The sequence below is a fragment of the Corallococcus silvisoli genome, from assembly GCF_009909145.1.
Lineage (GTDB): Bacteria > Myxococcota > Myxococcia > Myxococcales > Myxococcaceae > Corallococcus > Corallococcus silvisoli.
The window spans coordinates 1214679-1241314 of sequence record NZ_JAAAPJ010000001.1 but is presented as its reverse complement, the minus strand read 5'-3'; the positions used below and the strand labels follow the sequence as shown (position 1 = coordinate 1241314).

The following is a 26636-nucleotide window of genomic DNA, read 5'->3' as shown; positions in this document are numbered from 1 at the left end:
TGACATCCTGTCACCATATTGAGCATCGGCCTTCAGCAAGAATAGCTAGAAGGTATTAGGGGGGAGCGGCACGTCGTGGGCCGCGTCTAGTGCGAAGGTGTTATGGCCAGGACCGGGAATGCCTGAGAGCCTGTCTCAAAGGAGCAAAGCTCTCATGTCCCTCTCCGAACACGCGGCGCAACCGAAGGTCTCCCGTCTCTACCTCTGGGTCCTGACCGCGATCGTCGCGGGAGGGCTGCTGGGCCACTTCTCACCGGGGATCGCGGTGAGCCTCAAGCCCCTGGGTGATGCCTTCATCGCCCTGGTGAAGATGTTGATCGCGCCGGTCATCTTCCTCACGGTGGTGCTCGGCGTCGCCAACGTCTCGGACATCAAGAAGGTGGGGCGGGTCGGCGGCAAGGCGCTGCTGTACTTCGAGCTCATCTCCACGCTCGCGCTGATGATCGGGCTCATCGTCGTCAAGGCGATCCGCCCCGGCTCGGGCTTCCACGTCGACCCTGGGACGCTCGACGCCAGTAGCGTGGCGCGTTACACGCAGCAGGCGCACGAGACCTCCGCCGTCGCGTTCGCCTTGCACATCGTGCCGAAGACCTTCGTGGATGCCTTCACCGGGAATGGAGACCTGCTCCAGGTGCTATTGCTGGCATTGCTGTTCGGCTTCTCGCTCTCGAAGCTGGGGGACACCGCCAAGCCGGTCATCGCGCTGTGCGACACGCTGTCCAAGGTGTTCTTCACCATGATTGGCGCGGTGATGAAGCTCGCCCCCGTGGGCGCGGGCGCCTCCATGGCCTTCACCATCGGCGCCTACGGCGTGAGCAGCCTGGGCCCCCTGCTGAAGCTCATGGGCAGCTTCTATCTGGCGTGCGGGTTGTTCGTGCTGCTGGTCCTGGGGCTCGTCGCCCGGGTGACGGGCTTCTCCATCCTGCGCTTCCTGCGCTACATCCGCGCCGAGCTGTTCCTTGTGCTGGGCACCTCCTCGTCGGAGTCCGCCCTGGTCCCGCTGATGCAGAAGCTCGAGACGCTCGGCTGCTCAAAGTCTGTCGTGGGGCTGGTCGTCCCCAGCGGCTACTCGTTCAATCTGGATGGCACCAACATCTACCTGACGATGGCGGCCCTCTTCGTGGCCCAGGCGCTCGACGTCGAGCTCACGACCACCCAGGAGCTCTCGCTGCTGGCGGTCGCCATGTTGACCTCGAAGGGAGCCTCCGGCGTGACGGGGGCGGGCTTCATCACCCTGGCCGCCACGCTCGCTGTCGTTCCCTCGGTCCCCGTGGCCGGCCTGGCGCTGATCCTGGGAATCGACCGGTTCATGAGCGAGGCGCGGGCCATCACCAACGTCATCGGCAATGGCGTCGCCAGCATCGTCATCGCGCGGTGGGAGAATGAGCTGGATCACGACAAGCTCCACGCGGAGCTGAACGGCGCACCGCGGCGCCCCGCGGAGGGCGCGGGCATCATCACGGACACGGGCCACGCCGGCTGAGGCCCGGCACTCCAGGGTCGTAGCAATGACTTCCAATCGCTCGCTACCATCTCCGACCTCACCCGAGGAGGAATTGGCATGCGCACAAGGCATTGGTTTGTCCTGCTGAGCCTGGGGATGTTCGAGTGCGGGGCAACGCCAGTCGAAAAGGGGCGCTCCGAGGTCCCTGCGCAGTCCTCCCTCGCGGGCGTGGCTTCGCGCGTGAAGATTGTCATCCCCCCAGGCTCCGGCGCCTCCAGCAACGGCCCCTATCCCGAGTTTCTTGTCGGCGCGGAAGGGTTCCTCTACTTCGCGACCAACTTCTTTGACGGCAAGGCGGTCCTCTGGCGCAGTGATGGCACGGAGCCAGGGACCGTCCCGGTGAAGTCGTTTCCAGAAGTCTTCGCGGCCATCCCCCGGCTGACGGACCTGATGCCCTTCGGGGACAAGGTCTTCTTCATGCTCGACGACCCGGGGACCACGGGCCGGGAGCTGTGGTTCAGTGACGGGACCGACAGCGGGACGCACCTGGTGAAGGACCTGACCCCGGGTCCCGGTGACACCTGGTTCAACCTCGTGACGAGGCAGGGCGGCCAGTTGACGCTCTTCCGCGAGTGGTCGCCCACCCCTGACGGTTCGCAAGTCGAGCTGTGGCGCACGGATGGAACCTCCTTGGGGACCGTCCGCTTCAGGAACTTCGGTCCGCCCGTGACGCTCGTGCCCAGCTCGTTCGAGATGGGTGGGGTCGTGAACTTCTTCCTGTCCAGGCCAGGGCAAGGCACGGAGCTGTGGCGCACCGACGGCACCGCGAATGGCACGGTGCTCCTCAAGCAGCTGGGTGCCTCCGGGACGCTCGGAGGCCCGTCGCTCCAGACGGAAGGCCTCTTCTACTTCGTCCTGACCTCGCCCGGCCATGGGGACACGCTGTGGCGCACGGATGGCACCGCGAATGGCACCCATGCCCTCAAGTCCCTCGGCACCACCGAGGCATTCCGTCAGACACTCTTGCAGGTGGGCGGCCTCGTCCTCTTCGTCGTGACCTCGCCGGCGCAGGGAACAGCGCTGTGGCGCACGGACGGCACCACGGCCGGCACGTCACTCGCCAAGAAGCTGGACGCGCAGGTCGTCACGTTCACCCACTGGACCCGTGAAGGCAATCAGGCCCTGTTCCTGTTCGAGGATGGAGCGAACACCGAGGTCTGGAAGTCGGATGGCAGCCCGGCGGGCACGGTGCGGCTGGACGCGTTCGGCCATCACGTCTATCTGCTCGGCGTGGCGGGCTCGAAGGTGCTGGTGTATTCACCGGACTACACGACGCAGAGGCTGCGCATCCAAAGCCTTTCGCTCAGTGGAGGCGGCAAGAGTTCGGTCAAGACCCTGCCCAATCCCTATGCGAATGAACCGAGTGCGTATCCCTTCCTGGCCTGGTCCACACGCATCAACGGCAGGCTCTATTTCGCCGCGGGCATTGGCGGCACCGGCCCCGTGGCGCGCGAAGTATCGCTTTGGGTGTCGGATGGGACGGCCACGGGGACCCTCCTCCTCACGAACGGGATAAACCCCGGGGACGAGTACGTCCCCCCCTTCTTCGCCATCAGCGAGGACTCCATCCTCTTCGTCGCGAGCGCGGCCGCCACGGGGCTCGAGCTCTGGTGTACCCGGGGGACCCTGGCGACGACCGGCCTGCTCCAGGATCTCAACCCAGGCCCCAGTGGCTCGATCCCCCAAGCCTTTAGCTACTTCGGGGACCGGCTCTACTTCCGCGCCTTCGATGAGACCCGCTCCTTCCAGTTGTGGTCCATGCCCGCGCACCTGACCTGCCCTACCCCCCTCGCGCCATCTCCATGACAAATGGCCTTTCGCTGTCTTGATTTGAGTAACACCCAACCCCGCGCTCCGACGATGCGTTGGCAACCACACAGTCAATCAGACCAGAGAACCGCGCTTAACATTCAAACAATGCACAATCGGATTGACCTGGATTTAATTGCCATGCATAAGCCCAACGACATCGATGCCCATCCCCAGCGGAGCCGCCTTGAGTCCTCAATTCGGCAATCCTCTCGAACTCGACGCACGCGCAGTCCGTCCGACTCGATTGCTCCTGACTGGGGGGACCGGGTTTCTTGGGAGCCATTTCCTCCTCTGGCGTCTGAGGGCGGGAGGGCAAGTCTTTGTCCTGGTTCGTGGCAAGTCCGTGGCGGAGGCGCGCGCGAGGCTGTTGGAGTCGCTCGCACAAAGCGCGGCCTCCTATGACGTGCCGGTCCCAATCGAAGCCTTCGAACAGAACGTCCACTGCCTGGTGGGAGACATCACCCTGCCGCGCTGCGGACTCTCACCGGAGGACCAGGCGAAGCTGACGGAGGCGAAGCTGGATGAGGTGTGGCACTCCGCGGCGAGCCTCGCGTATGAGAATCGCCACCGGACCAAGATTCACGCGCACAACTGCGTCGGGACTCGGAATGTCCTGGACGTCGCGCTGCGGTCCGGCGTTGGCCGGTTCATCTATGTCTCGACCGCGTACACGGCGGGAACGCGGCGCGGATTGATCGCGGAGGAGCTGCATCCGGTTCCCCCGGACGGCGCCGCCGCTTTCAACAACTACTACGAGGAGAGCAAGGCGGAGGCGGAGCGTGACGTCTCACGCACCTGCACGGAGGCGGGGCTGGCCTACAGCATCGTCCGCCCATCGGTGATCGTCGGCCCCAGCGGCAGCCGGCGGAGCGGTGGGACGCGCTTCGGGCTCTACGGCTTCGTCCACGAACTGCACCGGCTGCGTGAAGGCCTGGCGCAGGTCACCGACCCGCTGCGAGTCCTGGGTGACAAGGGCGCGGTCATCAACCTGGTCCCGGTGGACCACGTGGTGTTGGACATGCTCCGCCTGAGCGCCACGGGCTTCGAGGGCGGCCCGGTCCATCACCTGGTCGGTCCGGAGGAGGTCGCGGCCGAGGGGATGATCGACCGGGTCTCCCGCGCCCTCCAGCTCTCCATCCTCAGCTTCACCACCCGCCGGGAGACGGAGGCGTCTCCCATCGAGCAGCTCTTCGATCTCCGGGGGGCCTTCTACGCCAGCTACGGAAAGAACCCGAAGCGCTTCGCCCGGGCCCTGCCACCGCACCCGCCGCTCACCCTGGCGGACCTGGAGGTCTACCTCTCGAGCTTCCTCGCGGAGCTGGCGCGGGAGAGCACCGGAGATGTGTTCACCCCGGTCCAGGTCCGGGCCCGCGACGGGGTGGAGGTGTGCGCCTTCACCCGTGGCGACCCGTCGCGGCCGGTGCTGGTCCTCTGCAACGCGTACGCGATGCCCGAGGAGTTCCTGGCGCCCCTCGCGCAGCGGCTGTCCCAACGCTGGCGGGTCATCACCTGGAACACCCGCTGGCTGCCCACTCCGACGCCGGACTTCAATCCCGACCGCTGCGACTCCAGCGTCCACGTGGAGGATCTGACCGCCATCCTCGACCGGCTGGAGATCCCCCGGGTGGAGGCGGTGGTGGGCTGGAGCAGCGGCGCGCAGGTGGCCCTCCGCGCGCTGGCCGAGCACCCGGCGCGCTTCGCCAGGGGCGTCCTCCTCAACGGGACGGTCTCCCTCCCGGCGGACGCGGGCCCGCCGATGACCTCGTTCGAGAAGAACCTCCGCCGACTCTTCCCGCAGATCGCCGCGAACCCCAGCGTCGCGGAGCGCTATTGCAAGCTGATCTTCGGCAACGCCTCCGCCGGCGGAGCGCCCCAGAGCGAGGACCGCAAGATCGTGGCGAGCGTCCTCACCTCCACCGATCCGCACCTGCTCTACATGACCAGCGTTCCGTTCCGGACGCCGGCCAGCCTCTTCCGTTACGCGCACATGGTCTCCGCGCTCTTCCGCGAACGTGAGGATGCGTGGACCACGTCCGTGAAGCAGCCCGTGCTCGTCTATGGCGGTGGCGCGGATCTCATCTCGCATCCGGACCAGGTGGCGGCGCTCGCCTCCCGTCTCGTCGACGCGCGGACGGTGCTCAACCCGACCGCCGACCACTTCTCCCACTTCTACGATGAAGGGATCGCCACCATGATTGAGGACTTCGCCCAGAACGCGCCTCCGCTGGCCGCCCCCCCGGAGCCGGCCACCGAGGGCTTCGCGCGCACCCTCGAACGGCTGATTCATCTCTCCAACGCCGACCCGAGCAATCCCTTCCGGGATCTCGTCTGGGAGAAGTCGCTCCCCCAGGACCAGTACTGGATGAGCCCGGAGCTGCTCTCCGTCCATGGCACGCCTTGGGAGAAGAAGCTGACGCCGGAGCAACTCCTCCTGCTCAGCAAGTGGGAGTGCATCAACTTCTTCAGCCTCAACGTGACGGGGATCCGGGAGCTGCTCACCGAGATGATCAGCCGGATCCACACCCCGGGCCATGAGGTGTCGTCGGAGTACCTCCACCACCTGGTGCTCGAGGAGAATGAGCACATGTGGTACTTCTCGCGGTTCTGCCTCACCTACGGCGGAAAGATCTACAAGGACCGCCGGATCCGCTACGACAACTTCCCTGAGTCAGACATCAAGGAGTTCCTGGCGTTCGCCACGGTGCTGGTGTTCGAGGAGATTGTCGACATCTACAACAGCCAGATGGCGAAGGACGCGGGCCTGCCGCCCTTCGTGCGTGAGATCAACCGGCTGCATCATTCCGATGAGACACGTCACATCAGCTACGGGCGCCTGAACATCGAGCGGCTCCACCAGGACCTGCGGACCCGGTACGGCGTGGAGCGGCTGCGGGAGGTGGAGCGCGCGCTCAAGCGCTTCATGCTGATGTCGATGCAGAAGCTCTACAACCCGGAGATCTACAAGGACGCCGGGCTGCCGGAGCCCCTCAAGCTCCGCAACGAACTGCTCGCCCATCCGGAGCGGATCGCCTTCAACGAGCGCATCCTCTCCAAGACGGTGAGGTTCCTGGTGAAGAAGGAAATCTTCAGCGACGACCGGCTGTCCTGACTCCTCGGGAGCGACGCCCATGTTCACCAGACACCTCAGCGGCCTGCTGGATGAGGCCGAACGCCTTCACGGCGACCGCCCGTTCCTGAGCGACGACCACACCTTCACCTATGCCCAGCTCGCCACCGCCACCCGGCAGCTGGGGGGCTGGCTCGCGCGCCGCGGGGTCCAGCGCGGAGACCGGGCGATCATCCTCACCCGCAACCGCGCGGAGCAGGCATTGGCCGCGTTCGCGACCGCGCGGGTCGGCGGCATCTTCGCGGTCCTCCACGGGGCGATCCGCGAAGCCAGTCTGCGGAGGATCCTGGGCCAGGTGACGCCCGCCGTCGCCTTCCTGGATGAGACGACCGCGCACCTGGCCCCCGCTTTCGGAGACGTGCCCATCGTCTGGGTTGGAGGGGGCGCGCTGCCCTCCAACGGAGCGCGCCTGGAGCAGCTCCTGGCCAGGGAGCCCGCGGAGTGCCCACCCTTCCCCGGAGTGGACGTCGATCCGGTCTGCCTCATCTACACCTCCGGCTCCACCGGCGCGCCGCGCGGGGTGACGCTCAGCCACGACAACATCCTCTTCGTGGTGGCCGCGATCCAGGAGCGCCTCCAGTACGTGCCGGAGGACGTGGTGGGGGTCTTCCTCCCCCTCTCCTTCGACTACGGCCTCTATCAGGTGTTCCTCGCCGCGCAGGTGGGCGCCTCCGTGTTCATCGGCGGGGCGGAGCTGGCCGGGGCCGCGCTGCTCGCCACCCTGGAGCGCCAGCGGATCACCGTCCTCCCCGGAGTGCCCACGCTCTTCGCCGCGCTGCTCAAGCTCCTCGCGCGCGGAGGGACGCGCACGCTCCGGCTGCGCGCGCTCACCAACACCGGCGCGCACCTCCCGCTCAGTCACGTGGAGCAGCTGCGGCAGCATCTGCCGGGCGTCTCCGTGTTCCTGATGTATGGGCTGACCGAATGCAAGCGCGTCTCCATCCTCCTGCCCGAGGAGCTGGAGGCGCACCCGGGCTCGGTGGGGCGCGCGCTGCCGGGCACCGAGGCGATGGTCGTCGACGAGGAGGGCCGCGTGCTCCCTCCGGGGTCGGTGGGGGAGCTCGTCCTCCAGGGCCGCCACGTCGCGCTCGGCTACTGGCAGGCCCCTGAAGAGACCGCGCTGCGCTACCGGACCCATCCGCGCGGGCTGGGCCGCGTCCTGTACTCAGGCGACCTGTTCCGGATGGATGCGGAAGGCTTCCTCCAGTTCGTCGGTCGGCGTGACTTCCTCCTCAAGTGCCGTGGCTTCCGGATCCATCCGCTGGAGATCGAAGAGGTGGCGTGCGGGCTGCGCGGCGTCGCCGAGGCGGGCGTGGTCCAGGAGCCGCATGTCGACCGGCTGCACCTCTTCGTCACCGCCAGCGCCAGCGAGGACGCGGCCCCGCTGCGGGAGACCGGGCTGCTCGACGCCCTCGCCAGCCGGCTGGAGTCCTACAAGATGCCGGACAAGGTCCACTGGGTCCCAGAGCTGCCCAAGACCCCCAACGGGAAGCTCGACCGGGCCGCGCTCGCGGGCCTGCTGGGAACGGGAGGGCGACCATGAGCGCGCCCGTGTCCCTCCCCGAGCTGGAGCGGGCCGCGACCTGGCTGGAGGTCTACGGCTCGCCCCTCTACATCTACGACCTGGGGGAGGTGGAGCGCCGCGCGCGAGCGCTCACCGCGCTGCTTCCCGAGGGCAGCCGGCTGCTCTTCTCGCTCAAGGCCAATCCACTGCCCGCGATCGCCGAGCACCTCTGCCGGCTCGGCTGCGACGCGGAGGTGTCCTCCACGGGAGAGCTGGCGGTGGCGCTGTCCGCGGGCTTCCCTCCGGAGCGGGTGCTGTACACCGGCCCAGGCAAGAGCGCGGAGGAGGTGCGGACGGCGCTGGCCGCCGGAGTGACTGGCTTCTCCGCCGAGTCCTGGTCGGACCTGGAGCGGCTTGACCGGGCCGCGCGGTCCGCACGGCTCCGCGCGCGGGTCCTGCTCCGGGTCAACCCGAGCGCGCCCCCCGTGGCCCGGCTGGCGATGAGCGGGGTGAGCAGCCAGTTCGGCTTCGACGAGGCGGAGCTGCTCGAAGGCCGCGCGCGATTGGAGGCGCTGGAGGGCATCGAGCTGAAGGGGCTCCACATCTACCAGGGCACGCAGCTCGCGGACGTACCGGCGCTGCTCTCGGCGATGCAGGTCGCGCTTCAGGTGGGTGAGCGCCTCTCCGACGCGCTCGGGGTGGCCTTCCAGGTGATGGACCTGGGCGGCGGCTTCCCCTGGCCCTTCGCCACGCCGGGCGTCGGGCCCGACCTGAGCCCCCTGCGCGAGGCGCTGGCCCAGCTGGCCGCCGGTCGTGAGCGGACCGCCGCCGCCACGCTCTGGTTCGAGTCAGGCCGCTGGCTCTGCGGCGCCGCGGGCACCCTCTGGGCGACGGTCATGGACGTGAAGCGCTCCAAGGGGAAGCAGTACGTCATCCTCGACACCGGCATCCACCACCTGGGCGGGATGTCCGGCCTCGGGCGGGTGCCGCTGATGGGGATTGGCGTCGCGCGGGGGGGCGCGGAGGTGCCGTCCGGCGCGCTCGAGGAGGTCAACGTGGTGGGGCCGCTCTGCACCCCGTTGGACTGCTTCGCGCGCAACCTCAGGCTTCCGCCGCTCCGGGCAGGGGACCGGGTCTTCGTGCCCAACGTCGGCGCCTACGGGCTGACCGCCAGCCTCACGGGGTTCCTCAGCCGGCCGCCGCCCCTGGAGCTGGCGCACCGGAACGGAGAGCTGACGTCGGTGCACCGGCTGCGCTGGGGCCATGAAGCGCACGCGCGGCCCGCCGCCGCGAGGTCGATTCTGTCGGAGGAGGCACCATGAACGCAGAAGAGGTGAGGACCAAGCTGGTCGACGTGCTGCGCGAGTTCCTGCCCCGGGTGGCTCCCGGCGAGCCCGTGGAGATGGCGCGTCCGCTCAACGAGCTGGGGCTGGACTCGATGAGCGCCATCAACCTGATGCTCGCGCTCGAGGGCGCCTTCGAGATCTCCGTCCCGGACGCACTCCTCACCGCGGAGACGTTCCACTCCGCGGCGACGCTCGAGTCCACCGTCCGGCACCTGCGCGGCGACGCGAAGTGAGCCCGCTGGCCGCCGCCCAGAAGACGGAGGAGGAGGAGGAGGCGCCCCCCACCGCGGCGGCGTTGCCGGCGGAGCAGCGCGGCCAGCGGATCCAGGCCGCGGTCCAGCGCTGGCGGCGGCGCGAGGGTAAGGGCGCGCGAATCGAGGCGGCGAAGGCGTTGGGGCAGGTGCTCCGCGCGCGGGCCTGGGACACGCCTCCGTCCCCGCACCACCGGGAGGCGGAGCAATACCACGCCAGCATCGGCCGGGCGCTCCTGCAGCTCGGGGTCTGGCTCTTCGGCGCGCTGTGGCTGTTGGCGCGGATCGCGGCGGACGTGCTCCGGCGGCGCGACTCGCTCCAGCGGCGGGCGCAGCACCTGCGGCGTCTGATTGAGCAGGCGGGCGGGACGTGGATCAAGCTGGGACAACAGCTGGCGATCCGCGTGGACCTCCTCCCCTACCCGGTGGCCCAGGAGCTGGAGAAGATGCTCGACGCCGCTCCGCCCATCCCCTCCTCGCAGGTGCGGGGAATCATGGAGCGGGCGTTCCAGCGGCCCATCTCCGAGGTGTTCTCCGAGCTGAGCGCCGCGCCGGTGGGCTCCGGCTCGGTCGCGTGCGTCTACCGGGCGGTGCTCCACAGCGGCGAGGTGGTGGCGGTGAAGGTCCGCCGGCCCGGCGTGGGCGCGCTCTTCGCCGCGGACATGCGCGCGCTGGGGTGGATCCTCTGGCTGGCGGAGGTGTGGTTCGTGCCTCCCGGCTACTCGCGCCAGCTCCTCTATGAGCTCAGCTCCATGCTCTACGAGGAGCTCGATTTCGTCCGCGAGGCCCGCTACACGGAGCTCTTCCAGGACCGGCTGGACCGGCTGGGTCAGCAGTTCGCGCGTTCGCCGCGCGTCCACGGCGACCTCTCCAACCACGAGGTGCTGGTCACGGAGTTCGTCTCCGGCATCTGGCTCAAGGACCTCGTCTCCGCGGCCGAGCGCCAGGACCAGGAGGGGCTCCGCGCGCTCGCCGAGCTGGGGATCGTCCCCCGCAAGGTGGCCCGCAGACTGCTCAAGATCGCACGCCTCTGTGCCCAGGAGGGCCTGTTCTTCCACGCGGACCTCCACCCGGCGAACGTGGTGGTGCAGCCGGACAGCAAGCTCGTGCTGATCGACTTCGGCTCCTGCGGCGCGTTCACCGCGCGGGAGCGCCGGGTGTGGCGGGAGATCGCGGACGCCCAGGCGAACGAGGACGTGGGCCGGATGGTGTCCGCGGTGCTCGCGCTGCTCGAGCCGCTGCCCGCGGTGGACGTGGAGGAGTTCTCCCGAAAACTGGAGGGGGTCTTCTGGCAGGACCTCTACGCGAACAAGAGCCGCACCTCGCGCTGGTGGGAGCGGACGTCCGCCAACCTTTGGATTGGCTTCTTCAAGCTCGCCCAGGAGTACCGGGTGCCCATGAACCTCAACACCCTGCGGATGATTCGCTCCACCATGCTCTCGGACAGCCTGGCCGCCCGGCTGGATCCCCGCATCGACCACTACCGGGAGTACCGCCGGTACGAAGTGCAGCTGGGACGCCGGATGCGGCGGCGGTTCGAGAAGAAACTGGACAGTCTGGCCGAGGACCGCTCGTTCATTCGCTATGACCAGATCTACGAGGCGGCGATGGCGGGCTTCTACCGGCTCCAGCGCTTCCTCGACTCCTCCACCTATCGCTTCGCCGTGACCGAGCGGACGCTCTCCTTCGCGATTGCCCAGTCGCTCCGCGCCGGAGCCACGCTGCTGCTGGGGGGGCTGGCGATCCGCGTTGGCGCGGCCTTCACCCGGATGGTCCAACAGGGACAGGGCGCGGAAGAGGCGTTCTCCACGGAGGTGCTGTCAGGCCGTGCGTGGGGGGCGATGTTCGTCAGCCCTCTGTTCGTCGGCGCCGCGCTGCTCGCGCTGGCGGTGACGCTCCGGGGGATCAGCTTTCGTCTATCCGACAAGAACAGGGAGGCGGGCTCTCGAAGCGCGCTCTGACCGTACCGCCTCACGGGGCGGATGGGCTTGCACACCTTGCAAGGAGAACATCGAATGGCGATTGATCCTCAGCGACTCACCGGTCCCCTCCCTATCGTGATCGATATGGGCAAGCAGCGGCGAAAGAAGCTCAAGGACCTCAAGCGTGGCGAGGGCACGCTGATGCTCGAAGTGAACGAGGTCCTGGACGAGGTCCGGAATCGGCTGGGTGAGGAGAGCACCGGCAAGCAGCTCGTGCCGGTGGTGCTGCTCTACCGGAAGCAGCCCAAGAAGAAGCGGCGTGGGGGCCTGCCGCTGCCCTTCGTGCCTCCCTTCATGCCGTGAACCCCGTGGAGCAGAAACAAGGAGCGGAAGACAATGAGCATTCCAGGCAAGGAAGTGTCCGCCGACATGACCGTGAAGACGGATGGCCATAACGGCAGCGGGACCGGGACGATGACGGCGGACGTGATGGTGGAGAGCACGGTCCCGCCAAAGAAGAAGCGCAAGACAAGCAAGGGGCTGAAGAACCTGGACAAGGCCCACCGCAATGTCAGCCGCGCGATGGACCACATGGCCGCCGCCGTCTCCGACGGGATGAAGACCTACCGGAAGAATGAGAAGAAGTCGGCGGAGAAGAAGAAGGATGGCGCGCTCCGCGACATGGTGAAGAACACCGGCAAGGCGGTGAGCGACACCATGAAGACGATGAGCAAGGTGCCGCGCGACCTGACCCGCACGATTGACAGCAAGCGGAATCGGAAACAGGTCCGGTCGGTCGCGCGGTTCCTCTCAGGCCCCGTGGGCCGGTAGCGGCTAATGCATGTGGAGGAAGTCCTGGACCGCGGCCACGGTCGCGGCGGGGTCCTCCTCCATCGGCACGTGGCCCAGTCCGTCGAACATCACCAACCGCGACTGGGGGATCTTCGAGTGGAACGTCTCCGCGTACTTGGGGAGGATCCACTCGTCGCGGCCCCCCCAGAGGATCAACGTGGGGACCTTGATCTCCGACAGGCGCTCCTCGAGCGTGTCCTCATCCTCGAGCGCGAACCTCCTGCGGGTGGCATCGCGGTTGCCCTCCCGCAGGAGCATGTCCTCGTAGAGGTCCACGGTCTCATCGGTGACGTGCCTTGGATCGCCATAGGTCGCGGCGACGGCGCTCTTCACCATGAAGCGAGGCGTCACCCAGCGGACCACATGGCTCAGCACCGGCTGCTCATAGAGCTGGAAGACGAAGGGCAGCTTCTCGTCGCGCCGCAGGCCGTAGGCGTCCACCAGGATCAGCCGGTCCACCTTGTCCGGGTGGAGCACGGCGTAACGCCAGGCGATGCCCCCGCCCATCGAGTTGCCGCCCAGGGTGAACCGGTCCAGCCCCAGCTTCTTGACGAAGGCGTCCACCCAGGCGACCTCCTCCGTGTCGGAGTAACGGTGCTGGGGGTCGGGCCCGGTGAGGCCCTGGCCGGGGAGGTCCATTGTCACGACCCGGTGTTCGGACGCGAGCGTGTCCATCCAGCCTTCCCAGGCGAAGAGCGACGCGTTGGAGCCGTGGAGCAGCACGATGGGCGAGCCCTTGCCGCGATCCCGGTAGTGGGCTCGCACGCCATCGACGGTGATGAACTTCGACGGGGGGCGAGCGCGTCGCTCTTCAATCTCCTTGGCGGACCGGTCGCGGCGGATGCCCAGGGAGAGGACGACGGCGCCTGCCAGGATGATTCCAATCATCCACCTACGCGGGTGACTCATAAGACCTCCGTGTTCGTCGGGTTCTCATCACCTCCTAGGTGTGCTTGCTGAGGCGCAGGAGCACGTCGGCTGCCTGACTGTCCATCCGCGCCAGGATCTCCGCGGCGGTGGGAATGTCGCGGATCAACCCTGCCGCCTGGCCGACGGGGGAGTGACCGATGCTGTAGTCGGCCGCCGCCATCGCCGCCCGGTAGATCGCGCGCTCCTGTTCGGCGACGAGCAACAGCTCGTCCTCACGTCCGGACCAGCGCTCGGTCATCGTGTTCTTGAGCGCGCGGAAGGTGTAGCCCTCCGGCCAGTCCTTCTCACGCAGGATGTCGAAGACGGTGGAGCGGTCGGTGTCCTCCCCGGTCAATCGGACCGCCATCGCCTTGGAGGCTTCGTGCGCCAATGACTCGCGACTGGCCCACAGGCGCGAGCCCACCAGCGCCCCATCCGCGCCCAGCGCCAGGACCGCCGCCAGCCCACGCCCGTCGGCCACGCCTCCCGCCGCGAGCAGGAGCGTGTTCGGAGCGCGCTTCGCGAGGATGTCGGCGACCTCCGGGACCAGGGTGGTGGTCGCGCGGTCGTGCATCCCGTGCCCCCCGGCCTCGCTGCTCTGCGCCACGATGACGTCGGCACCTGCCTCGAGCGCCTGATCAAGCTGGGCGAGGCGCTGAATCTGGCAGATCAAGGCCGCGCCCGAGGCCTTGATCTTCGCGGCGTAGGGACGCGGGTCTCCAAAGGACAACATGAAGGCATGCGGTCGGTGCGACAGCGCCGCGTCGAGGATGGGCGGATTGTGCTCGATCGTCCAGGTGATGAGTCCCCCCCCCACGGTCGCGCCAGCGGCGAGCGCGTGCTCCTTGGCGATCCAATCCGCGTCGCCATATCCCCCGCCAATCAATCCCATCGCGCCGGCACGGCTGACCGCACCCGCCAGGATGCCACCCGCGATGTACGCCATGGGTGCGCAGACAATGGGGTACTTCAGCTTGAAGCGTTCGGTGAAGCGCGTTCGCATGGGTCGCTCCTGTGAAAGGAAGGATTGCCATGCAGCAAGGCTGAACCGGACGTGAAAGACAAAGCCCCGCGGGACCATCTGTTTGGCATCGGGCCGCGCCCTGCCTCCAGGTGTCGGACGGCCTACGGCCGCGTCGGGTCGCGGCCTCAGCACGCTTCGACTGCCAGCGCCCCGGTGCCACGACGCGGAGTGCACACCCGAGAACGGATGGGCATCCCCCTTCATTCTCCAAGAAGTTGCCCCAACCCGTGTAAGGTCCGCCCCTGCTCACCGATTAACGACATCGCGCCAAGGAGTGGTAGTCGTCCACTATCGCGCCGGGTCCCGAGGCGCTCCCCACCCGTCAGCAGCACGAGCAGAGCAAAACATCACATGCGAAGAATTCAGCGTCCTCGTGTTTCACGACCCTCTCCTCCATCGAAGCTCGACCGTCCCCACCCGGTCCCCGTGACGTCGATGGGGCCTGTCGAGAGCGCCTTCCGGGCCGCCATTCGGGGCGAGGCAACGGGCCCTGTCGCATCGCTCGTGGCCGCGCTGGGCCGGCTGGCGAGCCGGCTGTCCGGGGAGCCCCAGCCCGTCCGGGCCGAGCGTCAGGGGAGCGCCACGAGGCCGACGAAGGCCGCCGCGGAGCCCATCCGTGAGACGCCTGCTCCGGCCGCCGCACCCGCGGTCAGGGCCTGCGCCGTCATTGGTTGCAGGCAGCCCCACCGCAGCCAGGGCTACTGCGCCGCTCACTACCAGAAGCGGCGCCTCATGGTGGCCACGGGCCGCCTGCACGCGGCGTGGGTGGAGGGGGCTGCCCCCCACAGCATTCCCGACGTCATTCTTCCGCGCGGGCGGAGGCCCAAGGCCGAGGTCGCGACGCCATCACCCAAGCAGCCGGCCAGCGCCACGCCACGCATGTGGGTGCGGAAGAAGGGAGAGCTGCCTCTCGGCGCGGAGGTGGCCGGAGCGCTGGCTCCAGCCCCAGGGGCGCCGCCACCTCCCGCGAAGGCAGAGGCGAGCAGCCTCTCCTCGGAGACCGAGCGCGCCACGGCCGCCGCCCAGCGTTGGGCCCGCGAGTTCCGGGAGCAGAAGCGCAGCCCCTGAGGTACCGCCGCCCAGCGCGCGCCGCCTCGGGAGGCCCCCTCCCCCAGGCCACGACCGCACCAGGGGGGCCCTGGCCTGCTCCAGCGGCGTGAGGCGCCCTGTCCAGGGTGGCGCGGGGTCGTGCGAGGCCTTCAGGCTTGGAGAGACGGGTCGCCGCGGTCGCGGGAGGTGGGGCTCCCGCGTCGCGAAGAGACGGCCTGTCCTCCCGAGGAGCAAGGCCCATTGGTAACCAGGGCTTAAGAGCCTGTCTTGTGATGGGCCTCTAGTTCCTCGCCGCGACCGAGAACATGTTCCGTCCACGCGATCCGGCGGCATCGTTGCCCGATGTCCCAAGGGGTCGCTCGCTCGGGAGGGCACCCCATCCCTTGGGTCTCCGCGGCGCCTGGTTGTCACGGAAGCGGCGACGCATGTTCCCAGCGTGGGCCCTTCCTGGCGGCGGCGTAGCGGGAGCGCCTGGAACGGAATGAACACGAGGTTGGACACATGGACATCAAGAGAAACGGCACGCAACCCTCTCAGAAGGCCCCCGCCGAGCACTTCACCGGCACCGTGCGCATCGACCCGCTGTTCTCCGCCAACGCGCCAGCACGTGCTGGCGGCGCCTACGTCACGTTTGAACCTTGCGCGCGAAGCGACTGGCACACCCACCCGCTGGGCCAGACGTTGATTGTCACTTCGGGACGCGGCCTTCATCAGCGCTGGGGTGGACCCATCGAGCAGATCCGGCCGGGCGACGTCGTCACCGTGGGGCCGGAGGAGAAACATTGGCATGGCGCTTCGCCGACCACGGCGATGACGCACATCGCGATTCAAGAGTCGCTCGACGGCAGGAACGTCACGTGGCTGGAGAAGGTCTCCAACGAGCAATACAGCGCGTGGGCGCCCACGCAGGAGCAGTGACCGATGCAAGTCGCTGTCCTCCATCGTCACGGTTGCATCATTCGGGCGTAGGCCCCTCCAGGAGAAGATGACATGAGCACCCAGAAGCCTCCCAGCGCGCTCCGGAAGTCACTCGGTGACTTCGCGCCGAAGCTCGTCGACATCACCGACGACGTTCTCTTTGGAGATGTGTGGGAGCGAAAGCAGCTCGGCAAACGCGACCGGAGCCTCATCACGTGCGCCGCGCTCATCGCGATGGGCAAGACCGAGCAGATGGACTTCCACTTCCCACGGGCGCTCGAGAATGGCGTCACGCAGGAAGAGCTGGTCGAGATGATCACGCACCTTGCGTTCTATGCCGGCTGGCCGAACGCGATGTCGGCGGTGACGCGCGCCAGGGACCTGCTCGCCAAGAAGCCCGGCCACGACCCGCGGGGATGAGACGCGCGAGGAAGCGGCACAGCCCCCTCGCCCCGGCCCTCCTCCTCTACCCCGCCACGCTCCGGCGGATGGTGCGGCTCAAGCGGCCTCCGAGTTGGAGCGGTGCGCCCGCATGTACTGGTGTCGCCCCAGGTAACGCTGGAAGGCTTGCAGGAGCGCGTCCGGATCCCGCAACCTGCTCAGGCAGATGGAGCGGCGGCGCTTGGAGCCTTCTCCCGTGACCTGCAGGTCCAGGTACTTCTTGAACATGCGCTCGGCGGTGGCGGCGGAGGCGACCTCGTCGAATGGGACGGGCTGCTCCCACTCCGCGCAGCTCACCTCCGCGTAGTTCATCCGCACCTCGAAGCGGGCCTCCTTGCCCTCGAAGACGAGCGGCGGGAAGTGCTTCTCCACATGCCGCCGCTCCTCCTCCGTGGACGGTTCGTAGCGGCAGGCGAGCGCGAGGTCATGGGCCTGCGCGAAGCGCGCCTCGTAGACGCCCCACAGCCGCGCCTCGATGGCCTCCGCGTCCAGGAGGGTGTCTACCCAGGAGGACGTCACCGGCTCCAGGAGCACCTGCGCCATGTCCGCGGGCTTGAGCTGGACGCCCACGTTCTCCATGCGCGCGGCCAGCGGCGGGTGGGAGTCGAACGGGTGGGGCGTCACGGCCCCCTGCAAGTCGTCGTGCACCGCCTCGGACTGGGCGTACTCGGAGAAGCCGTGCGCGACCCGCTGCGCGATGGCCACCGACGCCTGCTGCTCGTCCTGAGCGAAGAGCTTCGCCTCCACGCGCGCGCGGAAGCTGGCGTACGCGCCCACCTTCACCAGCGAGCGCGCGATGTCCTGCCCCGACGTGGCCCCCGCCGCGAGCCGGTCCGCCGCGAGCTCGCTGGCGCGCCGGCTGCGGCCCAGCGACAGCTCGAACAGCCCCCGGTAGGCCGCCATGAAATAGAAGATGGGGCGCGTCATGCCGCCCTCGTAGAGCGCCTGCAGGTAGTCGCCGAAGTGCGAGAGCATGGGCGCCAGCCGCTTGCTGTGCCCCGTGTCACCGCCCAGCAGGTGGCCCATCTCGTGCGCCAGCACCGCTTCCGCCTCGGAGCGCTCCAGCAGGCGCAGCAGGGACACGCTCACGAAGAGCGTGCGCCCGGAGAGCGTACGCCCGCCCACGCGGACCTCATGCTCGGTGACGAAGAAGTTGGTGTCGATGCCCGCGAGGATGTGGTCGGGCGGCGACGTCTGGAGCCGCTTGCACAGCCGGCGCACGCAGGCCCACAGCTCCTGGGCGCGCTCCTCGAGGATCTCCTCCGCCTCCACCTCGAAGTCCATGGAGGGGCGGCGGAAGATGGCCACGACCACCATGAACACGGCGAGGCCGGCCACGACGGCCATGAGGATGATGAGCTTCGGGGAGTAGCGCTGGAACCACAGCGCGGGCCCCCAGTAGGAGAGCCACACGACCAGTGCGCCCTGGCCCAGCACCTGGAGCGCGCTGGTCACCCGGAGCACGTGCCAGCCCACCACGAAGCTGCCGTATTGAAAGGGGCGTGAGATGAACGCGGCCAGACCGCACAGGAGCGCGAGCACCGTGGACGCAAGCCCCAGCGCGAGCAGGACCCAGGAGGCAAGGTGCGCCCACCCGAACTGCCTCAGGTCCGAGCACGCGCCGCCAAGGCTGTTGCGGTAGTTCGTCAACTCCGCCCTGTCGTCCGCGCAGGCCGCCGATGCGGGGACCGCGCGGTAGAAGGCGAGCGCCTCCTGACGGTCCGCTTCGCTCAACGCGGTGTCCTGTGCGATCTGCTTCTCGACGACGTCCAGCACCCGGGCATCCAGGCGGTCGGACGCATGGCCGGAGAACCAGAACCCGAAGAGCGGCACGGCGAAGAGCAGGAGGGCCGGCAGCACGTAGCCGCGGACAAGACCGGGAGATTTTCGAGAAGAGGCCATAGGAATGAGGGCGCCAGCATAGCGCACCCCGCATCACGCCCCAGTCTCCGAGAAGCAGGGGCATGCGTCGCCATGCGGTCGGCAGGGCACACACCCCTGCCGACCCTCCCCCGCACGACGGGGAAGCCAGACCTCAGCGCATGCAGACCGCTTCGACGTTGTTGCCGTCCGGGTCGAGCAGGAACGCGGCGTAGTACGTGGGGCTGTAGTCGGCACGCAGCCCAGGCCCCCCGTGGTCGCGTCCGCCCGCCCCCAGCCCCTCCGCGTGGAAGCGGTCGACCGCGGCTCGCTCGGAGGCCTTCAGCGCCACGTGCACGCCGGGGCCCGCGCCATCCTTGGAGTCATAGAGCCACAGGCACGGCTCGCCCGGTGGGCCAAAGCCCGCGCTCGACGCGTCCTGGGTGCACAGCACATGTCCCAGCGAAGCCAGTGCCTTCTCGTAGAAGCGCACGCTCCTGGCCAGGTCCTTCACCTTCAATCCAATATGGTCGTACACGATGTTCTCCTGGGTGATGACCGTCATCCTAGGAAGGGCACCGTGCGCGCGACTTGGTGGAACTTGCGCTCCTTCCGCGCGGCCTGACGGAAGCCTCCGGGAGAGACGCCCGCGGCGCGGTGGAAGGTGCGCACGAAGTTGGAGAGGTCACCAAAGCCGACGTCGAACGCGATGTCGGTGATGGAGCGAGCGTCGTCGGCCAGCAGGCGGGCCGCGTGGCGCAGCCGGGAGCGGATCAAATACTGGTGCGGAGAGACGCCCAGGACCTTCGAGAAGAGCCGGAGGAAGTGGAATGGACTGAGCCCGACCTCCCGGGCCACCCGTTCGAGCACGACCGGCTCGTGCGAGTGCGCGTCCAACCACAGCGCCGCCTCCACCGCGCGGCGGCGCTGCTGCGGCCGGGCGTCCACCGGCCTGCGCTTCCTTCCAGAGGTGACATCCACGAAGCGTGCAGCGAACAGGACTCCCAGCTCATCGAGCCCCAGGTCGCGCCTGCCCTCCACCGTCGCCTGCGCGAGTTCGGCGAACACCATCAACTCCGGCAGCGGAGGGATGGAGCCGGTCCGCCAGACCTCCTGCCGACCGCCGAGGGCATCCACCAGCGTCTCCGAGAGCCGGAACGACAGACACTCATCCCCCACCACGTGCTCGTGCGTGCACTGGTATTCGTCACCGGGGTGGCCAATCAGCAGCGAGCCCGCCACCAGCTCGAACGTGTTCCCCCGCGTGTGGTAGCTGAAGCTCCCCTTCCTGACATAGGCAATGGAGAAGCCCGTGTGCTGCTCCGTGAACGGCGTGTCCCAGGGACCCGCGTGGCACCGGTAGTCGAACACCGAGAGCGAGTCACACCTCATGACCGTCGTCGCCGCCATCGTTCTCCCCGTCCGCCAGCCGCCGCATCCAGGAGGGCGGCCCCGGGCGCTGTCATGACGCGGCGCGACCCTAGTCACGCCCCGCGCACCGCGCTTGGAGAATCTTGCGCGGTGGCGAACCTCCCCTGGCGGCCAGGACGCCCCCGAGCATGGAATTGCCAGTCTTCATGGTAAAAGCAAAACTCCAATTGAAGTGGGGGATTCTCCAATGAAAAGCCGATTGAGGAGTCTTTGCGCCGTCTGGGCTGGCCTCTCGCTTTGCGGATGCAGCATGGCCGGCGGGGAAGCCCCCGCGGCTCCGGTGGAGCAAGAGGACAGCGACATCCGGGCCGCGCTGAGCAACCTGCACGAGGCCCGGAGCGAGGGAGCGGAGGGAGGGATTCCCTACTTCATCCGTGGCGAGCTGGGACGAATCGACACGGGGGCGGATGCGCGGCTGCTCCCAGGAGGACCGCGGACGCAGGAGTCGCTGCGAGGCATCGCGCCCGCGTTCCGCCTGCGTGGCGAAGACCTGGTGCTGTCACGGGTGACGGTGGACGACCGGGGCCACGGCCACCTGCGCTTCCAGCAGTTCAAGAACGGGCTGAAGGTGGTGGGCGGCGAGCTGATTCTCCACGCGGACACCGCGGGCCTCGTCTACGCGGCCAACGGTTCAGCGCGTGACGGGGCGAAGGCGGCGGTGTCACCGGCGCTGTCAGAGGCCCTGGCGGCGAGCGCGGCGGTCCGCGACCTGGGGGTCAGCGGCGCGGTGGCGGAGCGTCCCGCGCGGCTGGTGTATCTGCTGGGCGAAGGCGCGCGTCCGACGACGCTGGCCTACGAGGTGCACGTCACAGGCGACCGCGGCGACCTGCCAGCGGACGAGCAGGTGTACGTGGACGCGCAGACGGGAGCGCGGCTGGCGGTTCATTCGCGCATCCAGACGGCGCTGAACCGCCAGGTGTACTCGGCCAACAACGGCACCACGCTCCCCGGCACCCTCAGACGCTCCGAGGGAAGCGCGGCCACGGGCGACTCACATGTGGACGAGAACTTCGGCCACCTGAGCACCGTCTACCAGTGCTACCTCCAGAACTTCGGCCGCGACTCCTTCGACAACGCGGGCGCACCGCTCAGGAGCACGGTGCACTACAGCACCAACTACGTGAACGCCTACTGGAATGGCGTGCAGTTGGTGTACGGCGATGGGGACGGCGTGAATTCCATCGCGCTGGGCAAGTCGCGGGACGTGACCGCGCACGAGCTGACGCATGCGGTGACGGAGCGCGAGTCGAACCTTGTCTACGCCAACGAGTCCGGGGCGCTCAGCGAGTCCCTGAGCGACATCTTCTCCGCCTACTGCGAAGCGTGGGCGAAAGGGTGGAGCATCGACAGCGGCGTCTACAGGATTGGCGACGACGTCTGGACTCCGAGCATCCCGAACGACGCGCTCCGCTACATGAACGACCCCGTGCTGGACGGGGCGTCGGTGGACTACTACCCGAACTACTCCTCCGGCACGGATGTGCACTACGGCTCCGGCATTCCCAACCTGGCCTTCTATCTGCTCGCCCAAGGTGGCACCCACCCACGCGGCAAGACGACCACGGTCGTGTCGGGCATTGGCATCCAGAAGGCAGGGCGCATCTTCTATTGGGCGAACACGAACTACTTCACCTCCACCACCACCCTCCGGCAGGCAAGGCTGTACACGGTGCAGGCGGCCCAGGCACTCGGCTACGACGCGGCCACGACCCGGTCGGTCGAGGACGCATGGACCGCCGTGGGGGTGTCCTCGCTCGCGACGCCACAGCTCATCAACGGCGTGCCGCTCCCAGGTCTGGGAGGCGCCCCGGACAGCACGCAATACGCCTACTTCGAGGTGCCGAGTCAACCGGGCGGCGGAAACTGCCTCCCGCTCGCACAGGGTGGGAACGGCACGTTCAACACGCTGGCCACCCCGAGCAAGCTCACCATCAGCAGCAGCGGCGGCACGGGGAACGCGGACCTGTACGTGAAGTTCGACGCGCAGCCGACACTCACCAACTTCGACTGCCGGTCGATGCTTCCCGGAAATGAAGAGACCTGCACGTTCCCCAGCCCGTCCCCTGGCAAGTGGTACGTCATGTTGCATGGCAAGAGCGCCTTCGCCGGCGTCTCGCTGACGGCCACCTATACCCCTGGCACCTACGACACGCCGACGGTGAACATGAAGGGGAGCCTCAGCCTTGGTGATCAGCACCCCATGGGCCCCTTCTGCGTCATTCCAGGCAGCAAGCTCACCGCGGTGATGACGGGAACGGGGGACCCAGACCTGTACGTCCGCTGGAACCAGCCCCCCACCCTCACGGATTACGACTGCCGCCCCTACCTCTCCGGTGCCGCCGAGTCGTGCCTGATGACGGTTCCGGCCGGCGTGCAACGCGTCTACCTCATGGTGCGGGGCTACACCGCGAGCACCTACGACCTGACCTTGACGTACAACATTCCGTAGGGCCGGAGGACCGCGGGTCTTCCACGGAGGGAGGCGCACTCCTGCGCCTCCCTCCAACCCGGCTCGACCTCCCGAAACAAGCACCAGGCTCAGCGCAACACGTAGCCGCCATCGGCGAAGAGTGTCGAACCGGTCATGGCGCTGTTGGTGAGCAAGAACAGGGCCGCATCCGCGACATCGTCGACACGCCCGACTTCACCGAGCAGCGTGGCGGCGCGATAGCCGCTGAAGGCGGCATCGCGGAGCTCGGCGGGGCGCCGACGCCACAGGTCGCTGTCGACGGTGCCCGGCGCGATGACATTGACCCGACGTGGCGCGAGCTCCGTGGCCAGCCCCCGCGCGAGCCCTTCGACCGCGGCGTTGCAGGCGGCGTAGGCCGCGCCCCCCTTGACGGGCCGGGCGCCGGCCGCGCCCGACATCAGCACCACCGAGGCACGTTCCGTCAACTTCGGCAGTGCGGCATGCACGGCCCAATATTGTCCCCAGAACTTGTGCGTGAACGGGCTCTCCGCGACCTCTGGCGGACTGTCGGCGAAACTCCCGACGCGGTAGCTCGCCCCTGGCGTGAAGAGCATGTCGATGCTGTCGATGTGGCCGAAGAACGCCGCCAGCGACTCGCGCGACGCCGAATCGACGGTGTAGCCGCGCGCGCCGCCGCCCAACCGGGCCAGTGCGCCGTCGAGCCGGTCTTGAGAACGGCCCCCGATGACCACGTGGATCCCGCACTCGGCCGCCAGCTCCGCGGTCCGCAGGCCGATGCCGGAGCTGCCGCCAATCACCACCAACGTCTTGTCGCGTGACATCCTGTCTCCTCGATGACGGATTGAGCTGCGTCAAACCTTCAATCTACCGAGCAGGTGGCGTGCGGTGAGGTCGCCTCCAACGTGACAAAGTGTCACCAGTCCGTCGTTCGACGGCGAACCCAAAGGGGACCGGATGCTGACGGAGAACGCACTGGCTGGAATCCGCGCCTTTGTCGCCTTGGGCGACACGGGCAGCTTCACCGACGCGGCGCAACGCATCGACGTGTCGCGTACGGCCGTGAGCAAGGCGGTCTCGCGGCTTGAAGCGCGCCTGGGCGTCCGCCTGGTGGAGCGCTCCACCCGCCGGCTGGCGTTGACGCCGGAGGGGCGTGAATTCCACGAGCGTTGTCGGCAGGTGATGGAGGCCTTGGCCTCGGCGGAGGCGTCCGTCAGCACCCGGCGGACACAGCCGGCGGGCGACGTGCGCCTGGACGTGCCCCTGCTGTTCGGCCGTCGCTGGGTCATGCCGGTCGTGGGTGAGCTGGCCGCGCGGCATCCGCGTTTGCGCTTCGATGTGACGTTCTCCAACCGCGTGAGCGAACTGGTGGCCGACGGAGTGGACCTGGCCGTGCGCATCGGCAAGCTGGCGGACCGCGCGGAGCTGATGGCGCGTCCCTTGGGTGTACAGCGGACGATCCTCTGCGCCTCACCGACGTATCTGGCGCGCGGCGGCGTGCCTCAGACCCTCGCCGACCTCGCCGGGCACCGTTGCCTGCTATCGGATCGCCGGACGGGCTGGCGGTTGACGGAGCTTGTGGACGCAACGCGACCGGAGGCGGGAATGGCCTCGAGCGAGGTTCCCGTGGATGGCGCGCTCTGCCTGCGTGACACCGGCGCATTGCTGGATGCGGCGCTGGCGGGCATGGGCGTGGCGCAACTGCCCTCGTGGCTGGCCGCTGAACACTTGCAGGCGGGCGCCTTGCGCCGTGTGCTGCCGATGCTCCGGGGGGCCTCGCTCCCCATCCACGCCGTCTGGCCGAGGGGGAGGCACATGCCTCCGCGGATTCGACTGGTGATTGACGCGCTGGTCGCGCAAATGGCCACCCAGCCGCAGTTCGCCGCGTAGTTCGCGCGCCCGGGCGTGCACCGCTACAGCAAGAGCGCCCCCCGATTGAAGCCCGCCCGTGAGCCGACGCCTCTCGCCCCGTCAGCCAGCGGCGACGAGCCCCGAGAGGTCGCCAACGATGCGACCCTCCACGATGGGCACACAGTCCGGCGGGCACTCCGTCGTGAAGCGCACGCCCAGCGCCTTCGCCCGGACGAGGAACCCGTCCAATCCCTCCAGACAGGCGTCCGGGATGTCATGCAAGACCATCAGCGTGTGAGGGCGCATCGCGCAATCCTGGAGCGCCTTCTCGGGCCATCCCACGGGGTCGAGCCAGTCGCCGGGAACGCTGTTCCAGAGCACACACGAGTATTGGTGGGTGCACAGGTGGTCGACGGCGCGCGGACTCAGCAGGTGTGGGCCCAGCCTCCCTCCGCCTCCGAAGGGACGGAACCACTTCGGCGCGGAGAGCAGCGGGGAGAGGAGCTCCTCCGTCGCGGCGATCTCCTCCTCCACCGCGTCCGGGCGCGCATCTTCCCCAAGCGGAATGGCGTGCGTGAAGGAGTGATTCCCGATGACGTGCCCCGCATCGCGCGCACGCGCGACGAGCCGCCTCCCCTCGTCCGAGACGAGGTTCTTCCCCAGCACGAAGAACCAGGCGGGGATGGCGTGCGACGCCAGGATGTCGAGCACCCGCGGTGTCACGCGGGGATCGGGCCCGTTGTCGAACGAGAGCGTGAGCAGGCTCACCGGAACACGTTGTTGGAGGTGCGGTCCCCCGCGAGCCAACGCGCCAGCTCCTGGCGGGCCTTGGCGCGGCGGACCTCCACGAGCGCGGGCTTCACGGCCTCCGGGCTGTCATGCGTGAACTCGACGATCATCCCGTTCGGGTCCTTCACGTAGAGCGAGCGGCAGTAGCCGTGCTCGAGCACGTACAGCTCGGGCTCCTTGTAGCCAGCAGCCCGCAGACGCTGCTCGATTCCGTGCTGGGCCTCCTGGTCCACGTTCAGCGCGATGTGGTGGAACGGAGAGGCGGGCATCTCCGGCCCGAAGAGCTGCTGGTCCTCCGGCTTCTCGAACTGGAAGAACGCGAGCGCGCTCCCATCCGCGAGTTCGAAGAACGTGTGGCAGTAGGTGCGGACGGCACCGAACAGCTCGTCCGACTCGCACCAGGTCGCCACGAGCGGCAGGCCAATCAGCTCCTCGTAGAACCTCCGTGTCGCCTCGAGATCCCGGGTCACGTAGGCCGTGTGATGCAGCCTGCTGGGCAGTTTCGCTTGCGTGGACATTCGTCCTCCCGTGGGTGCTTCCTCAACGATTCCAGCTCACTTCGCCGCCGGTGCGGCTGGCTGCTCGTGCGTGCGCGGCGCCCCGGCGCGCGCGGAGACAGCGTCGGCGACGGGGTTGGTCAAGGCGCCGATCCGCTCGATGGAGACCTCACACACGTCACCGGCGCGGAGGTACCGCGGCGGCGTTCGCGCGGCGCCCACGCCGCTCGGAGTCCCCATCGCGATGACATCACCCGGCTGGAGCGTCATGGCCTCGGAGAGGTCCGCGATGACGGTGGCGACGTCGAAGATCATGTCCGACGTGTTCGCGTCCTGGAGGAGCTCGCCCCCGACACGCATCTGGATGCGCAACCCGCGGGCTCCCTCGGGCAGCTCATCAGGGGTCACGAGCTCGGGGCCCAGGGGCCCTGTCCCATCGAAGTTCTTCCCCACCGTCCACTGGGGAGTGCGCTTCTGGTAGTCCCGAATCGAGCCGTCGTTGAAGAGCGTGTACCCGGCGACCCATTCCAGCGCCCGCTCCCGTGGGATGTTCCGCCCCGGGCGCCCCACCACCACGGCGAGCTCGGCCTCGTAGTCGAGCTGATTCGAGCAGGTGGGGACCACCAGCGGCTCACCGTGCGCGAGGAGGCTCGACGGTACACGCGTGAAGACCACGGGGTGGCGCGGCGTTTCGTAGGTCGCCTCCGACGCGTGCGCGACGTAGTTCAACCCGAGGCAGAGGAACTTGCTCGGCTCCGGCACGAGCGGCCGGAAGCGGAACTCCGAGGGCGAAAGCACGTACGACTCGGCCGCCTCCGCCGCACGCGCGGCGAGCGTCGCCAACACACCAGGGCCCCGTTCGAGCAGGGCCCGCAGCGAGCTCCCGACCGACGGATCGAGAGCCGTCATGTTGACCATCCCTCTGGGGGTGCGCACGCCCAGGGCGGGCACATCCTTCACGAGAATCGATGCCATCCGCATGTCGCTGGTCTCCTGTGCCGCCCGCCCAGGTTAGCGAGGGAGTCGAGGCACTTCAATTGAATGTCGACAAAATGCACTTTGCACCCAATTCGACGCCTTGTGTCAATTTCGCCCCCTGGCGTATAGGTCCTGTCGTTCC

Annotated in this window: 23 protein-coding genes; 14 read left to right on the top strand and 9 right to left on the bottom strand. The window is 68.3% G+C overall.

Annotated features, from left to right (window positions below; genetic code table 11):
* Positions 1-154: 154 nt before the first annotated feature.
* From dctA to GTY96_RS04940, 9 genes are all read left to right on the top strand, one after another.
* Positions 155-1483, top strand: a complete 1329-nt coding sequence (gene dctA, locus GTY96_RS04980; protein ID WP_143898849.1) for a C4-dicarboxylate transporter DctA — start codon at positions 155-157, stop codon at positions 1481-1483.
* A 201-nt stretch (positions 1484-1684) separates the two neighbouring features.
* Positions 1685-3310: a hypothetical protein gene (locus GTY96_RS04975; RefSeq protein WP_161663997.1), complete on the top strand. Its 1626-nt coding sequence runs from the start codon at positions 1685-1687 to the stop codon at positions 3308-3310.
* A 166-nt stretch (positions 3311-3476) separates the two neighbouring features.
* Positions 3477-6425 carry an alpha/beta fold hydrolase gene (locus tag GTY96_RS04970; protein ID WP_143898847.1) on the top strand — a complete coding sequence of 983 codons (2949 nt, stop codon included), beginning with the start codon at positions 3477-3479 and terminating at the stop codon, positions 6423-6425.
* A 19-nt stretch (positions 6426-6444) separates the two neighbouring features.
* Positions 6445-7986, top strand: coding sequence for a class I adenylate-forming enzyme family protein (locus GTY96_RS04965; RefSeq protein ID WP_161663995.1), 1542 nt, complete (start codon positions 6445-6447; stop codon positions 7984-7986).
* A complete protein-coding gene (locus GTY96_RS04960) occupies positions 7983-9269 on the top strand; it encodes a type III PLP-dependent enzyme domain-containing protein (RefSeq protein WP_161663994.1) in 1287 nt (428 codons plus the stop codon). The genes GTY96_RS04965 and GTY96_RS04960 overlap by 4 nt, the downstream gene beginning before the upstream one ends.
* On the top strand, positions 9266-9526 hold the full coding sequence (locus GTY96_RS04955) for a phosphopantetheine-binding protein (RefSeq protein ID WP_143898844.1): 261 nt from the start codon (positions 9266-9268) through the stop codon (positions 9524-9526). The genes GTY96_RS04960 and GTY96_RS04955 overlap by 4 nt, the downstream gene beginning before the upstream one ends.
* Positions 9523-11505, top strand: a complete 1983-nt coding sequence (locus tag GTY96_RS04950) for an ABC1 kinase family protein (RefSeq protein ID WP_161663993.1) — start codon at positions 9523-9525, stop codon at positions 11503-11505. The genes GTY96_RS04955 and GTY96_RS04950 overlap by 4 nt, the downstream gene beginning before the upstream one ends.
* A 54-nt stretch (positions 11506-11559) precedes the next feature.
* The gene (locus GTY96_RS04945) at positions 11560-11829 is read left to right on the top strand and encodes a DUF6200 domain-containing protein (protein ID WP_143898842.1); all 270 of its coding nucleotides are present in this window, start codon (positions 11560-11562) and stop codon (positions 11827-11829) included.
* A 33-nt stretch (positions 11830-11862) separates the two neighbouring features.
* Positions 11863-12297 carry a DUF6312 domain-containing protein gene (locus tag GTY96_RS04940; protein ID WP_143898841.1) on the top strand — a complete coding sequence of 145 codons (435 nt, stop codon included), beginning with the start codon at positions 11863-11865 and terminating at the stop codon, positions 12295-12297.
* Between the two features lie 3 nt (positions 12298-12300).
* Here GTY96_RS04940 and GTY96_RS04935 read toward each other — a convergent pair whose 3' ends face one another.
* The gene (locus GTY96_RS04935) at positions 12301-13206 is read right to left on the bottom strand and encodes an alpha/beta fold hydrolase (RefSeq protein ID WP_161663992.1); all 906 of its coding nucleotides are present in this window, start codon (positions 13204-13206) and stop codon (positions 12301-12303) included.
* A gap of 55 nt (positions 13207-13261) precedes the next feature.
* Entirely contained in the window at positions 13262-14308 is a 1047-nt protein-coding gene (locus tag GTY96_RS04930; protein ID WP_143899112.1) for an NAD(P)H-dependent flavin oxidoreductase, read from the bottom strand.
* A gap of 378 nt (positions 14309-14686) precedes the next feature.
* Between GTY96_RS04930 and GTY96_RS37130 the strand changes: the two genes are divergently transcribed.
* From GTY96_RS37130 to GTY96_RS04915, 3 genes are all read left to right on the top strand, one after another.
* A complete protein-coding gene (locus tag GTY96_RS37130) occupies positions 14687-15319 on the top strand; it encodes a cell wall protein (RefSeq protein WP_235685332.1) in 633 nt (210 codons plus the stop codon).
* Between the two features lie 483 nt (positions 15320-15802).
* On the top strand, positions 15803-16219 hold the full coding sequence (locus tag GTY96_RS04920) for a (R)-mandelonitrile lyase (RefSeq protein ID WP_143898839.1): 417 nt from the start codon (positions 15803-15805) through the stop codon (positions 16217-16219).
* Between the two features lie 72 nt (positions 16220-16291).
* A complete protein-coding gene (locus tag GTY96_RS04915; protein WP_143898838.1) occupies positions 16292-16639 on the top strand; it encodes a carboxymuconolactone decarboxylase family protein in 348 nt (115 codons plus the stop codon).
* Positions 16640-16717: 78 nt separating this feature from the next.
* On the opposite strand, the gene GTY96_RS04910 is transcribed toward GTY96_RS04915, so the two are convergent.
* The 3 genes from GTY96_RS04910 to GTY96_RS04900 all read right to left on the bottom strand — a co-directional run bounded on the left by GTY96_RS04910 (position 16718) and on the right by GTY96_RS04900 (position 19912).
* Positions 16718-18562 (bottom strand): M48 family metallopeptidase, encoded by a 1845-nt coding sequence (locus GTY96_RS04910; RefSeq protein WP_161663991.1) that lies wholly within the window; start codon positions 18560-18562, stop codon positions 16718-16720.
* A 133-nt stretch (positions 18563-18695) separates the two neighbouring features.
* Positions 18696-19085, bottom strand: coding sequence for a VOC family protein (locus tag GTY96_RS04905; protein WP_201755778.1), 390 nt, complete (start codon positions 19083-19085; stop codon positions 18696-18698).
* Entirely contained in the window at positions 19082-19912 is an 831-nt protein-coding gene (locus GTY96_RS04900; RefSeq protein WP_235685331.1) for an AraC family transcriptional regulator, read from the bottom strand. Before GTY96_RS04900 ends, GTY96_RS04905 begins: the two co-directional genes overlap by 4 nt.
* A 289-nt stretch (positions 19913-20201) precedes the next feature.
* Here GTY96_RS04900 and GTY96_RS04895 point away from each other — a divergent pair, with 289 nt between their 5' ends.
* A complete protein-coding gene (locus GTY96_RS04895) occupies positions 20202-22400 on the top strand; it encodes a M4 family metallopeptidase (RefSeq protein WP_235685330.1) in 2199 nt (732 codons plus the stop codon).
* Positions 22401-22489: 89 nt separating this feature from the next.
* Here GTY96_RS04895 and GTY96_RS04890 read toward each other — a convergent pair whose 3' ends face one another.
* On the bottom strand, positions 22490-23203 hold the full coding sequence (locus GTY96_RS04890) for an SDR family oxidoreductase (RefSeq protein ID WP_143898834.1): 714 nt from the start codon (positions 23201-23203) through the stop codon (positions 22490-22492).
* Between the two features lie 133 nt (positions 23204-23336).
* Here GTY96_RS04890 and GTY96_RS04885 point away from each other — a divergent pair, with 133 nt between their 5' ends.
* Positions 23337-24269 carry a LysR family transcriptional regulator gene (locus tag GTY96_RS04885; protein ID WP_143898833.1) on the top strand — a complete coding sequence of 311 codons (933 nt, stop codon included), beginning with the start codon at positions 23337-23339 and terminating at the stop codon, positions 24267-24269.
* A gap of 81 nt (positions 24270-24350) precedes the next feature.
* Here GTY96_RS04885 and GTY96_RS04880 read toward each other — a convergent pair whose 3' ends face one another.
* From GTY96_RS04880 to GTY96_RS04870, 3 genes are read right to left on the bottom strand one after another with little or no spacing between them, the layout of a single operon-like run.
* Entirely contained in the window at positions 24351-24998 is a 648-nt protein-coding gene (locus GTY96_RS04880) for a polysaccharide deacetylase family protein (protein ID WP_161663988.1), read from the bottom strand.
* Entirely contained in the window at positions 24995-25537 is a 543-nt protein-coding gene (locus GTY96_RS04875) for a VOC family protein (protein ID WP_143898831.1), read from the bottom strand. Before GTY96_RS04875 ends, GTY96_RS04880 begins: the two co-directional genes overlap by 4 nt.
* A 36-nt stretch (positions 25538-25573) precedes the next feature.
* Positions 25574-26491 (bottom strand): fumarylacetoacetate hydrolase family protein, encoded by a 918-nt coding sequence (locus tag GTY96_RS04870; RefSeq protein ID WP_235685329.1) that lies wholly within the window; start codon positions 26489-26491, stop codon positions 25574-25576.
* Between the last annotated feature and the right edge of the window lie 145 nt (positions 26492-26636).